This is a genomic window from Agaricicola taiwanensis, assembly GCF_014635245.1.
In the GTDB taxonomy this organism is placed as follows: domain Bacteria; phylum Pseudomonadota; class Alphaproteobacteria; order Rhizobiales; family Methylopilaceae; genus Agaricicola; species Agaricicola taiwanensis.
The window spans coordinates 75983-88765 of record NZ_BMCP01000005.1 but is presented as its reverse complement, the minus strand read 5'-3'; the positions used below and the strand labels follow the sequence as shown (position 1 = coordinate 88765).

11 protein-coding genes are annotated in these 12783 nt (G+C 64.8%); 8 read left to right on the top strand and 3 right to left on the bottom strand.

What is annotated here, in order from left to right:
* Positions 1 to 222: 222 nt before the first annotated feature.
* Both IEV58_RS15755 and IEV58_RS15750 read right to left on the bottom strand, forming a co-directional pair.
* A complete protein-coding gene (locus tag IEV58_RS15755) occupies positions 223 to 1482 on the bottom strand; it encodes a glycerate kinase type-2 family protein (RefSeq protein WP_188410778.1) in 1260 nt (419 codons plus the stop codon).
* A 4-nt stretch (positions 1483 to 1486) separates the two neighbouring features.
* The gene (locus tag IEV58_RS15750; protein ID WP_188410777.1) at positions 1487 to 2569 is read right to left on the bottom strand and encodes a tartrate dehydrogenase; all 1083 of its coding nucleotides are present in this window, start codon (positions 2567 to 2569) and stop codon (positions 1487 to 1489) included.
* Positions 2570 to 2715: 146 nt separating this feature from the next.
* Here IEV58_RS15750 and IEV58_RS15745 point away from each other — a divergent pair, with 146 nt between their 5' ends.
* The 8 genes from IEV58_RS15745 (at position 2716) to IEV58_RS15710 (ending at position 11867) form a co-directional block, all read left to right on the top strand.
* On the top strand, positions 2716 to 3648 hold the full coding sequence (locus IEV58_RS15745; RefSeq protein ID WP_229729518.1) for a LysR family transcriptional regulator: 933 nt from the start codon (positions 2716 to 2718) through the stop codon (positions 3646 to 3648).
* A gap of 61 nt (positions 3649 to 3709) precedes the next feature.
* Positions 3710 to 4870, top strand: coding sequence for a Shedu immune nuclease family protein (locus tag IEV58_RS15740; protein ID WP_188410775.1), 1161 nt, complete (start codon positions 3710 to 3712; stop codon positions 4868 to 4870).
* A gap of 13 nt (positions 4871 to 4883) precedes the next feature.
* On the top strand, positions 4884 to 5735 hold the full coding sequence (locus IEV58_RS15735; RefSeq protein WP_188410774.1) for a GIY-YIG nuclease family protein: 852 nt from the start codon (positions 4884 to 4886) through the stop codon (positions 5733 to 5735).
* A gap of 299 nt (positions 5736 to 6034) precedes the next feature.
* Positions 6035 to 6535 (top strand): RNA polymerase sigma factor, encoded by a 501-nt coding sequence (locus tag IEV58_RS15730; RefSeq protein WP_188410773.1) that lies wholly within the window; start codon positions 6035 to 6037, stop codon positions 6533 to 6535.
* Positions 6536 to 6639: 104 nt separating this feature from the next.
* The gene (locus tag IEV58_RS15725) at positions 6640 to 7602 is read left to right on the top strand and encodes a FecR family protein (RefSeq protein WP_188410772.1); all 963 of its coding nucleotides are present in this window, start codon (positions 6640 to 6642) and stop codon (positions 7600 to 7602) included.
* Between the two features lie 143 nt (positions 7603 to 7745).
* Entirely contained in the window at positions 7746 to 10316 is a 2571-nt protein-coding gene (locus tag IEV58_RS15720) for a TonB-dependent receptor (protein WP_188410771.1), read from the top strand.
* Between the two features lie 76 nt (positions 10317 to 10392).
* Complete coding sequence (locus IEV58_RS15715; RefSeq protein WP_188410770.1) at positions 10393 to 10995, top strand: biliverdin-producing heme oxygenase; 603 nt, start codon at positions 10393 to 10395, stop codon at positions 10993 to 10995.
* Positions 10992 to 11867: an energy transducer TonB family protein gene (locus IEV58_RS15710; RefSeq protein WP_188410769.1), complete on the top strand. Its 876-nt coding sequence runs from the start codon at positions 10992 to 10994 to the stop codon at positions 11865 to 11867. Before IEV58_RS15715 ends, IEV58_RS15710 begins: the two co-directional genes overlap by 4 nt.
* Positions 11868 to 11885: 18 nt before the next feature.
* Here IEV58_RS15710 and IEV58_RS15705 read toward each other — a convergent pair whose 3' ends face one another.
* A complete protein-coding gene (locus IEV58_RS15705; RefSeq protein ID WP_188410768.1) occupies positions 11886 to 12752 on the bottom strand; it encodes a LysR substrate-binding domain-containing protein in 867 nt (288 codons plus the stop codon).
* Between the last annotated feature and the right edge of the window lie 31 nt (positions 12753 to 12783).

Genomic DNA, 12783 nt, shown 5'->3' with positions numbered 1-12783 from the left:
CAGCGATCGTCTCGAAGGGTCGAAGGATGGGCCGCGCCCTCCCTCGAACCGAGTCACTGACGCGTCATGGCAAGACTTGGTCTTGCCATCCACGACTTCAGGGCAGCGTCCTCAAAGGAAGGCGTGGATGCTCGCCACAAGGGCGAGCATGACGGTTTAGCCGAGGCCGTGCCGCAATCGTCATGCTAGGCCTTGTGCCTAGCATGACGATCTGGCGCGCCCTCACACCACCAGGATCGCCCTGATGTCGTTGACGTTGGTGAGCGTCGGGCCGGTCTTCACCAGATCGCCCAGCGCTTCGAAGAAGCTGTAGCTGTCGTGGCCTGATAGGAACGCGCGGGCGTCCAGCCCTTTTTCCCGCGCGCGAACAAGCGTGTCCGGCGTGATCACGGCGCCAGCCGCGTCCTCGCTGCCGTCGATGCCGTCGCTGTCGCAGGCGAGTGCGTAGACGCCTTCCATGCCGCCGAGCGCCACGGCAAGGCCCAGCAGGAATTCAGAGTTGCGGCCGCCGCGTCCGGCCTGCCCGTTGCCGATGGTGACCGTGGTCTCGCCGCCCGAGAGCAGCAGCACCGGGGCCTTTGCCGGATGGCCGGTGAGGCGCACCGAGCGGGCGATGCCGGCCATGACTTTGCCCATCTCGCGCGCCTCGCCCTCGAGGGCATCGCCCAGGATCAGCGGCGTGACGCCGGCCGCGCGGGCCACTTCCGCCGCGGCGGCCAGCGCCATGGAGGGCGCGGCCACGATGGTGAGGTCGGCTTCGATGTCACCGGGCTTGGGCGTCTCCTCGCCGGCATCGAGCACGGCGCGCGCGGCGGCGGGAAGCTCGATGGCGTAGCGGGCGACGATCTCGCGCACATCCGCCAGCGTGGAGGCATCCCCCACGGTGGGGCCGGAGGCGATGGTGGCGGGATCGTCCCCCGGCACGTCGGAAATGACGAGCGAGACCACCCGCGCCGGCCGCGCCGCCGCCGCCAGCCGCCCGCCCTTGATGGATGAGAGATGCTTGCGCACGGCGTTCATCTCGCCGATGGCCGCGCCGCAGTTGAGCAGCGCCTTGTTGACCGCCTGCTTGTCGGCCAGCGACATGCCGCCTGATGGCGCCACCATGAGCGCCGAGCCGCCGCCGGAGATCAGGGCCACCACGAGGTCGTCGGGCCCGAGACCCTCAACCGCCGCCAGGATACGGCGCCCGGCCTCCTCGCTCATGGCGTCGGGCACGGGGTGGGAGGCCTCGATGATCTCCATGCGGCCGGCGGGCACGGCATGGCCGTAGCTCGTCACCACCACGCCGGAAAGCTCCACATCGGGCCAGGCGGCATCGAGCGCGGCCGCCATGCTGGCGGAAGCCTTGCCGGCGCCGATGATGACGCAGCGGCCGCGAGGCTTTTCCGGCAGATGGCGGAGGACGGCAGCGCCGGGCTCGGCGCTTGCCACCGCCGCATCGAAGGTGCGGCGGAGGAAGGCACTGGGATTGTCGATCATGAGGTCAGAGTGCCTCGGCGACCGCCTTGCCGCAAGTCACCGTATCGGCGCTGCCGCCGAGATCCCGCGTCCTGAGCTTCGGCTCCGCCAGCACGCGTTCGATGGCGCCGAGCACCTCCGCGCCGGCTTCCGGCTCGCCCAGATGGTCCAGCATCATGGCCGCCGACCAGATCTGCCCCACGGGGTTGGCCACGCCCTGCCCGGCAATGTCGGGCGCCGAGCCATGCACGGGCTCGAACAGCGAGGGGAAATCCCGCTCCGGGTTGATGTTGCCCGATGGCGCGATGCCGATGGTGCCGGTGCAGGCCGGGCCGAGGTCCGACAGGATGTCGCCGAAGAGGTTGGAGGCGACCACCACGTCGAACTTGTCGGGGTTCAGCACGAAATGGGCGCAGAGGATGTCGATGTGGAACTTGTTCCAGTCGACGCCGGGATAGTTCTTCGCCATCTCCACCACGCGCTCGTCCCAATAGGGCATGGTCACCGAGATGCCGTTGGACTTGGTGGCCGAGGTCAGCAGCTTGCGCGGGCGTGACTGCGCAAGCTCGAAGGCGAACTTCAGGATGCGGTCGACGCCGACGCGGGTCATCACCGTTTCCTGCAGCACCGTCTCGCGCGAGGTGCCGGGGAAGATGCGGCCGCCGATGGAGGAATATTCCCCTTCCGTGTTCTCGCGCACCACGAAGAAGTCGATGTCGCCAGGCTTGCGGCCGACGAGCGGCGAGGTGACGCCCGGCATCAGGCGCACGGGCCTGAGGTTCACATATTGATCGAACTCGCGGCGGAACTGGAGCAGCGAGCCCCAGAGCGAGATGTGGTCGGGCACCGTGTCGGGCCAGCCCACCGCGCCGAAGAAGATGGCGTCATGGCCGCCGATGCGCTCCTTCCAGTCCTCCGGCATCATCTGGCCGTGCTTCTGGTAATAGTCGCAGGAGGCGAAATCGAACTCGTCCGTCTGCAGCTCGAAGCCGAACTTTTTCGAGGCCGCCTCCAGCACGCGCAGCCCCTCCGGCACCACTTCCTTGCCGATGCCGTCGCCGGGGATGACGGCGACACGATAAACGCGGTTGGTCTTGGCTGACGGCATGATGTTTCTTCCCTTGAAAAGCTCGGCATGGCACGGCGCGCCGCATCGAAACGGCGCGGGGCGGATCATTTCGCGATTGGGGCTCGCTTTCCAGTGCCGATTTGGCTTTGTTTGATGCGGCAGTGAAGGAGACCCCGCCTTTGGACGTGAACTGGCTCAACGATCTCAGGGCCCTGGCCGAGACGCTCAATTTCTCGCGCGCGGCAGAGCGGCGCAACATCACCCAGCCCGCCTTCGGCCGCCGCATCAAGGCGCTGGAGGACTGGGCCGGCTGCCGGTTGATCGACCGCAGCACCCACCGCCTCAGCCTGACCCCCGAGGGCGAGATCATGCTGGCGGCGGCGGGCGAGATCATCGCCCGGCTGGAAAAGGCTAAAGCCGATCTTGAGAGCGCCCGCACGGCGGGCGGCGTCCTCACCTTCGCCTCCACCCACGCGCTCTCCTTCACCTTCTTCCCCACCTGGTTCCGCAACCTCGGCCCATCTGCGGCGGCAACCCCGGTGCGGCTCCTCTCCGACAATATGATCGCCTGCGAAAAGCTGATGGCCGACGAGCGGGCTGACTTCCTGCTCTGCCACCATCACGGGCAAGCCGCCATCAACCTCGCCGAAGGCGACTTCAAATATGTGACCTTGGCCTCCGACACGCTGGTGCCGGTGTCGCGCCGGGCGGCCGATGGCGGGCCGGAGTTCCGGCTTCCCGGCACGGAGGCGCATCCCGTGCCCCTCCTCGGCTTCGACGAGCAATCCGGCATGGGCCGCATCGTGCGCGCGGCGCTGCCGGATCTGGCCGCGCTTCATGTAAAGCCGGTATTCACCTCACATCTTGCCATGGTGCTGAAGGCCCTGGCGCAGGACGGCAAGGGCATCGCCTGGACCCCGCGCAGCCTCGCCGATCAGGACATGGAGGAGCACGGCACCCTCAGCTTCGCCGGCGGCCCGGAATGGTTCATCGACGTGACGATCATCCTGATGCGGCCGAGGCGGCAGTTAAGCGCGCTGGCGGAGGAGTTTTGGGGGTTGGCGGAGAGGCGTGTGGGGCGGGACAGCAGTCAAAATCGTGCAGCCCGCGCTCGATAGGGAAGACTATGCTGAGCACATAAAGCATAATCAGAAGAGACACCTCCTTCTGGATAAACGCATGGACGAAAAAGATGAATTCGAGTTCTTCAAGCTTCGGCGTCAGGCAAAGACATACATTTCTAAGGTATTCAGTTTCAACGAGAAAACTCCTGAACCTCTCCGCCACATAAGAATGGTGGTGGAGGGAAACGATGAGATTGTCGTTGGAGAGATAGAAGGATCAATGTGCCTCCGCTTGAGCGGAGAATCACGAAAGACTCAGGTCTCCGCCCTTGTAACTCAAGACCACAAGAACATTAGACGCATCACCCTACAAACCTTTAAGGAACGGGCAGGTGACTGGATAGAATCACTAGAAAAGAATGAATTCACTTTTCGGGCTGATGAATTCAACAGGCTTCTTGAGTTCCTTTCACAGATTAAGTTCATAGATTTATCTAACCAGGAAAACTTCCACATCGAAGACATCTCAACCAAAGCTGGGCCAAAGGCAATCATCGACGCTTCAGATCGCGGCATCATTGATCGCATCCAGAACATGTCGAATGGGCAGAGAAACAATCTCATGCACTCACTCCAAGAGACTTTGACAGATGAAGAAGTGAACATCTTGCTCGGTCGCAGGCAAGGGTTAGAAGATTTTGAGGAACATATGCGAGCGCGAGATTGGAGTGAAGCGCAGTGGCAAGATTTCTTCGAGCGAGAAAATTGGGTGTTCGGTTATGGGCTAGACTATCGCGTGATGCGTCAGTTCGGCCGCGAACTTACAGTTGGCGGTGGCGGGACCGATAATCGCGACAGGCCGGTGATCGATTTTTTGATGAACTTCACCGACTATACCGTATTGGTCGAGATCAAAAAACCCAGCACAAAGATCTTCAGGCCGAGTCGCGGCGGACGTGCCGGAACATGGGAGTTTAGCTCCGAATTTATGAGCGCTGTTTCACAGATTCTTGAACAAAAGGCGGAGTGGTTATCGTTTGCACAATCCGGAGATCATCTCAATGCAGCAGGGACGGAACGCCTCGTTGCACGTACGAGAAACGCCAGAACGATATTAGTGATAGGATCTCGTGACGAATTCACGGCAACTAAGGATATTCGATCATCCACTATTATGCTGGACACATTTGAGTTGTTCCGCCGGGAAAACCGCAGCATTGATATCGTCACGTTCGATGAACTGCTTGAACGTGCTCGTTTCATAACACGTAGCTAGCGGGCACCGCACCGTGACACCGCTCAACAGCGACACCCTGCAGAACATCGGCTTTGTCGACGCTGGCAAATGGGTCTCGGACGGCGACCGCATTGCCTATCAGTTCCACACGTCCCGCGCTGGGCCAGCCAAGGTCAGCTTCGCCATACCCAACGCGCTCTATGCCTTCGTGCAGGGCGATCAGGTGCGTTACATCGGCAAGACCACGCGCAGCCTCCGCAAGCGCTTCGCGACCTACTGCCGCCCCGGTATCAGTCAGAGCACCAACATTCGCTGCAATGCCAAGATCAAGCAGGCTCTCTCTGCGGGCGAGGACGTGCACATCTTCGTCTTTACGCCGATCTCGCAGCTTCGCTATGGCGAGTTTGAGATCAATCTGGCGGCTGGGCTGGAAGATGCGCTTATCGAGCGCTTCGATCCGCCGTGGAACGGCCATGTGCGGGGCAAGCCGGTGACGGAAGAAGCCGAGCGCGAAGAGGCGGAACAGAGCGAAGCTCCGGAAGCATCGGCGGAGGAAGTAGCGCCTTCGCTATCCGTGCAAAACAATCAAGGATATCCGTTCAGCATTCGCCTGGGCGCTGCCTACTATGATCAGGGCATCATCAATCCGGGAGCGGCTGCGAGCCGCCATCTCGGGGAACATGGCGAGCCAATCGAAGTCACGTTCAGCGACGGCAGCGAGCCGGTGTTCTCCAGCATCAACCGCACGGCCAATCCTTCCGGTTCCGTGCGCATCGTCGGCCGGAATAGGGAGTTCGCACGCTGGTTCCAGCGGCATTTCCGGAAAGGCGAAGAGGTCGAGGCGCGTGTGCTCGACGCGCACCGGGTGGTGCTAATCGCAGCAAAGGCTGATCGCGACCAATAAGCTGAACCAAAGCCTCGTCATTGCTCCTGAACTCACCACGTCCTGAGCTTACTTGCGAAGCTTCCTCTTTTATAACTAGAACAGCTCTAAATCATTGTTGTTGCATAGATAATTCCAAAAGGCGTATGGGCGTTGCTTGAGACACCTTCCCGCAACAGCGGGCCGGGTGTCGGGGCTCCAAGGTTTCAGGCAATGGCACGCGCGGCGCAACATTCCATCGGCATAAGGGCGGCTTCCTCCGCTCCCGTCCCGGTTATGCGCCCCCGCCTCACCCCGCCCCTCCGGCAGGAGCCCGTCTCATGATCTGGGACGTCCAGCGGCTGTTCCTGCAGCATGCCTCCGAGATCGACCGCTTCCTGCGGCGCCGGGGGCATAACCCGGAGACGGCGGCGGATCTGACGCAGGATACTTTCGTGCGCGTGCTCACCGCCACGCCCGATGATCGCAGCAATCCGCGTGCCTATCTGCACCAGATCGCCCGCAATCTCTCGGTGGATCTGGTCCGCCGCAGCCGCATCGCGCCGCATGTGGATGTGAGCGATGAGGACCTCGCCCGCGTGGCCGACAGCGCCCCCTCGCCCGAGGCCGTGGTCTATGACCGGCAGCGCCTCGCCATTGTGGAACAGGCGCTGGAGGAATTGCCGGCGCAGACCCGCGCCGCCTTCGAGATGCACCGGATGGGCGAGAAGACGCTGGCCGAGGCCGCGCTGGAGCTGGGGCTTTCGGTCTCCTACACCTGGAAGCTGGTGCGCGAGGCCTATCATCACCTGCGGGCGCGCCTGAAGGACGATGCGATTTAATCGCACCCTCCAAGTGAAAAGAGCCGGTCCTCCTTCGTTTAAATCCTGACAGGACATGTTCAGCCGCGCGCCCGGGGCGGCGGCGCAGCCCGGATGTTTGGCCCGTGCCACCAGTTGAAGACCCATCGGCGGACGACAGGCTGTTCGAGGAAGCGCTCGAGCTGATCGTCCGGCTGCAGAAGGACCCGGCGAACCCGGTGGCGCGCGATCTGGTGCGCTGCTGGCGCGCGCGCGGGCCGGAGCATGAGGCCGCCTGGGCGGAGGTGGCGGAAATCCACGGCCTTGCCGGCAAGGTGCTGACCGACCGGCGCGCTTCCGCCGAGGGACAGGGTCTCACGCGGCGCCGCGTGCTGGCGGGCGGCACGGCGGCGGCGCTGGCGGCCGGGCTCGGAGCCCTCATGGGCCCGGACCTTCTCATCCGCGCCCGCTCCAGCCACATCACCGCCACCGCCGAGGTGCGGCGCGTGCCGCTGGCCGATGGTACCATTGCGACGCTCGGGCCGGACAGTGCGCTGCGCAGCGACATGACGGGCGGCGGGCGCCATGTGGAGCTTCTCGCCGGCATGGCCTTCTTCGCGGTTGCGCCCGATCCCGCCCGCCCCTTTCGCGCACATGCGGGCGGTCTGACGGCCATTGCGCTGGGCACGGCGTTCGATATCTCCACCGACGGCGGCACGCTCTCCCTCTCGGTGGATCACGGCCTCGTGGAGGCGCGCATGCCGGGCTCGGCCCTTGCCACGGGCGAGAGGCTGCGGCCGGGCGACTGGTTGACGCTTGGCGAGGATGGCCAGGACCTCGCGCGCGGCCGGCGCGAGCCCGGCCAGATCGCCGCCTGGCGCGACGGCATGATCATCGCCGAACGCGATACGGTTGCCTCCACCGTTGCCCGCATCGCCCGCTGGCAGCGGGGCCGCGTGGTGATCGCCGATGGCGCCTTGGGGCAAAAACGCATCAGCGGCGTGTTCGACCCCACCCAGTCGATCGCCGCGCTGCAGGCGGTGGTGCAGCCCCATGGCGGCAAGGTGCGCCAGATCTCGCCCTGGCTCACCGTGGTTTCTTCTATTTGAAATAATTCCAAAGAAGAAAAATGAGTAAAAGAGTCGTTTTCTGAGAAAATCGGCAACGGCACTTCGTTCTAGCAAGCAGGACCGGCACACATCCGAAGCAACGATGTTCGGCCATACTTGCTTGTGGAATGGAGTACCAAGTGATGACGCTAAGGGTTGGGGCACGCGACGTGAGGCATGCCGGCAGAGGGCTGCTGATTGCCGCGCTGATGGGATCGACCTTTATGGCAACGGGCATGGCCGTGCTGCCCGTTGAGGCGCAGGCCCAGAGCGCGCGGCAGGCCGCCTTCAACATTCCCGCCGGGCCGCTCTCCAACGCGCTCGTCGTCTTCGGCCGGCAGGCCGGTCTGCAGGTGAGCTATCTGCCCGAGATCGCGGCCGGCAGGCAGGCCGCCGCCGTTTCCGGCACTGTTACCCCGCAGGAGGCGCTCTCGCGCCTGCTGCAGAACTCCGGCCTCACCTGGTCCTTCACCGGCGCGGGCACGGTGACCATCACCGACAGGAGCGCGCCCTCGAATGGCGCGGTGAACACGGACGGCTCGCTGCTGCTCGATGTCATCGACGTCACGGGCCGCTCCGGCTCCGCCCCCGCCGATGTGCCCTTCGAGACGCCGGGCTCCAGCGCCCATATCTCGCGCGAGCAGATCGACCGCTTCCGCGGCTCCTCACCGGGCGACATCTTCAAGGGCGTGCCCGGCGTGGTGGCGGCGGGCGGGCGCAACGGAACCAAGCTCGACGTGAACATCCGTGGCATGCAGGGCCAGGGCCGCGTCAAGGTCTCCATCGACGGCACCCAGCAATCCTCCACCACCTGGCGCGGTTATCAGGGCGTGGACGAGCGCGTCTACATCGACCCCGATCTCATCGGCGGCGTCGACATCACCAAGGGGCCATCAGGCGGCGCGGAGGGCGCGGGCAGCCCCGGCGGCGTCGTCGCCATCCGCACGCTGAACGCCGGCGACATCGTGGAGGACGGCAGGGAATACGGCGTGCGACTGCGCGCCGGCGTCAGCGACAATGCCGATGCGCCGTTGCAGGCGCCGGCCTACAATCAGCGCACCGACCGGTCGGGCATCGAGGAGCTGGAGAACAAGAACGGCAGCGCCGCCTTCGCCGTGTCGAAGGAGAATTTCGACGTGATCTTTGCCGCCGCCCACCGGCAGAGAGGCAATTACTTCGCCGGCACCAAGGGCGACCGCACCAGCTACCTCTACAAGAACAGACGCTACGACCTTTCCTTCACCAAGCCCGGGGAAGAGGTGTTCAACACCTCCGAGGATAGTTTTTCAGCTCTCGCCAAGGCCACCCTGCGCTGGGGCGAGGGCCATAGCGTGGAATTCGGCTACGTCCATTTCGAGAGCGAGTTCGGGGAATCCATGGGCAGCATGCTGTTCCAGCAGGATAACGGCTTCCGCCAGGTCAGCCTCTCCGACATCACCACCGATACCTATACGGCGCGCTATCGCTGGAACCCCGGTAGCGACTGGTTCGACCTGCGTTTCAATGTCTGGGGCGCCAATGTGGAAGGCACCACCCGCGCGGTTGCCGCCGCGCCCGATTTCAGCCAGTGGGGGCTTATCCCCGCCGACGAGCCGCGCTATTCGGAGACCTGGACCAAGGGCGCTGACATCACCAACACCACCCGGTTCGATACCGGCTTCGGCCACTTCCGCTTCGATTACGGCCTTTCCTATCTCAATGAGGAGATGAACGGCCGCGAATACTGCAGCCGCACCTACACCAGCAACCGCTGCGTCTTCCTGAACCCAAGCGTCGGCTCGCGCTCGGTCGGCAGCCTCTTCTCCACGGGCAAGTGGGAGATCACGGACTGGCTGACCGTGGACGGGGGCCTGCGCTACGACACCTACGAGCTGGAGGACAACGGCCCCGGCTCGGTGGCCGGCGAGAACACGCGCGACAGCGCGCGCCTCAGCCCCTCCATCGGCCTGACGCTGGAGCCCGTCGACGGCATCCAGTTCTTCACGCGCTATGCGGAAGGCATGCGCCCGCCCACCCTGCGCGAGACCATGGGCAGCGATGCCAATGCCGTCCCCAACCCGGACCTTGAGCCCGAGGTGACCAAGAGCTGGGAAGTGGGCATGAACCTGAAGCGCGATGGCGTGCTGTTCGACGAGGACAAGGCGCGCTTCAAGCTGGCCTGGTTCCGCAACAACCACGACAATTACATCTCGCGCGTTGTGAACCCCAATCCCCGGCCCGGCGCCTATGTCTTCAGCTTCGCCAATCTCGATCGCGTCATGTTCTCGGGCATCGAGGTTTCCGCCGGCTACGACACCGGCAAACTCTTCGCCAATGCGACCCTGATGCACTATGGCGAATATGAGTTCTGCCGCTTCGGCACCTGCGGCAGCGAAACCATCAACACCGACTATGCCGTGGCGCATATCCCGGCCAAACACAGCTTCAGCTTCACGCTGGGCGCGCGCCTGTTCGACGAGCGGCTGGTGGTGGGCGGGCGCATCATGCGCAGCGGCGCACGGCTTGCCCCCATCACGCAATCCGACCGGCAGCGGACGCCCATGTGGCTCCCCTATTCGGTGGTGGATGCCTTTGCCAGCGTGAAACTGACGAAGAACCTGACGCTGGATGTGCAGGCGGAAAATCTGCTCGACCGCTATTACATCGATGCGCTCGACGGCTGGGTGCCCGCCCCCGGCCGCACCGTGCGGGCGAGCCTCACCGCGAAGTTCTGAAGAAAAAAGCGGGCGCCCGTTCGTTTCACTCATGAAGCCGCTATGCTTGAGCGCGCCGCAGGACAGGACAGCAGGAATGACCGTGGAGACACTGGAACGACAGCCGGAGGCAACAGGGATGAGCCGCGCGCTGCGGCTGAGGACGGCGACCCATGCCACCCATGAGGCCTTGGACAGTTCCATCGTCGCTCAAAAGCCCTTCGAAAGCCGCGAGCGCTACGGGCGCTTCCTTGAGGTGCAATATCGCTTCCACCACGAGATCGATCCGCTGTTCCTCCGCGCCGATCTCATCGCCCTGCTGCCGGATCTGGAGAGCCGCCGCCGGCTCGACCTGATCGCGCTTGATATGGCCGACCTTTGTCTCCCCGTGCCGGATCCTGCGCCCTCCGGCGCGGCCACGCTGGATCTCGCCGCCGCGCTCGGCTGGCTCTATGTCGCCGAGGGCTCGAACCTTGGTGCGGCCTTTCTTGCCAAAGAAGCCGCCAAGCTCGGCCTCACCGAGACTTTCGGCGCCCGCCACCTTGCCGGCGCGCCGGAAGGGCGGGGCCTGCACTGGCGCACCTTCACCGCTGCGCTCAATCAGGTGGAATTGCCCGAGGCCGACGAGCCGCGCGTCATCACCGGCGCGAAAGAGGCCTTTGCCCATGTCCAAGCGCAAGTGAGGCAGATCTTCGGATGAGCGCCGCCGCCGGGCGAATCCACGCCGGGCGCGGGCTCGCGGCCGACACGGCGCTCTGGACGGGTGCCGGCATCGTCGCGCTGGCCGCTCATCTCGGCGCGGCCGCCTGGCTTCTCAGCGAGCCGCCGGTCATTGCAGCCGATGCCGCGCCGCCGGCGGCCATCATGATCGACCTGGCGGAACTGCCGGAAGCCGTCCGGACCGAGATGAACGAGATTTCGCCGGATCAGGAAACCTCCGAGCTCGTGACGCCCGCCGAGGAGCAGCAGGCCCCGGAGGAGGTGCCGCCGCAGGAGATGGCCGAGCCCGAACCGGAGCCCGTGGAGCCGGAACCGGTGGCGGAACCTGCCGAGACGGACATGGAAGATGTGGTGGAGGCCGAGCCCCAGACCGCCGTGCCTCTTCCCCTGGCAAGGCCCCGGCCGCCGGAGCCGCCGAAGGAGGTGGCCAAGCGCCCGGACAGGCCGAAGCCGCCGGTGAAACAGCGCCAGCAGAGCCAGGCCCCCACGCCGCAGCGGGTGGAAGCGCAGGCGCAGGTGACGGAAAGCGCCCGCAACGCCGCCCGGCAGAATGCCTCCGGCGTCTCCTCCGCATCGCCCGCCCGATGGCAGTCACGCCTGATGGCGCATCTGGAGCGGCGCAAGCGCTACCCACCGGGCGCGAAATCGCGTGGGGAAACCGGCATCGTCTATGTGCGCTTTTCCCTCGACGAGACCGGCAATGTGCTCTCCGTCTCCCTCGCCCGCTCCTCCGGCTTTCCCGAGCTGGACAGCGAGGTGCTGTCGCTGGTGCGCCGCGCCTCTCCGGTGCCGGCCCCACCGCCGGGTGCGCAGAGAACCATCACCGCGCCCGTGCGCTTCAACACGCGGTGAGCGGCCCCGGCGCGAGGCCTATGTTCCCTCGGCTCTGTCTACGAAAACCTTGGCAAATTCCGCGACAAGAGCCGAGGCGGCATCGCGGCTGCTCACCAGATAGGTCGGGCAGTGACCGAAGTTCCGCGGCAGGGGATAGGCGTGGAACGGGTGCCCGTCCATCGCCGCGCCGGTGAAATAGCTTTCCGGCAGGACGGCTTGCCCCATCCCGGCGCGGAGGCAGCCGACGATGGCATCGAGCGACCCGAAATCGTGAATGACAGGCGACACGCCCCGGTGCCGGAACAGCCGTTCCGCCCTTTCGCGGTAGCTGCACCCCTCACGGAAGGCGAGCAGCGGATAGGCCTTGAGGTTTTCAGGTTCGAAAGGATCGGCGCAAGGTTCCGGTCGGGCAAGAAGCAGCTTTTCATCGAACACCACCCGCGCATCGAACACACCGTCCATGGACTTTGCCATGAAGGCGCAATCGATCTCGCGCCGGATCAGCTTCTCCTCCAGAACGCCGGTGCTGCCGGCGATGAGGGAAAGGCGGACGTCAGGATAGCGCCGCCCGAAGCTCAGCAGGATCGGCGGCAGCCGCCGTGCCGCCGTGGTTTCCATGGACCCGATGCGCAGGGTTCCGGCGATCCGGCCGCGGCTGCGCAGGCGCATGGCGGCATGGTCGTGAAGACGCAGGATGTCGCGCGCCACCGGCTCCAGCTCAGCGCCATCGGCTGTGGTGCGAATGGCGCCCTGCCGCTCGATCAGCTTACAGCCGAGCTCCTCCTCAAGCTTGCGGACATGCGCCGTCACGTTCGACTGCACGGTGTTCAGCACACCGGCGGCGGTCTGGAAGCTCCCCTGGTCGAGGATGGCGATGAAGGCCCGAAGCGACTTGATGTTCATGTATCACTAAAAGAGATGCGTTAGCGCTAAA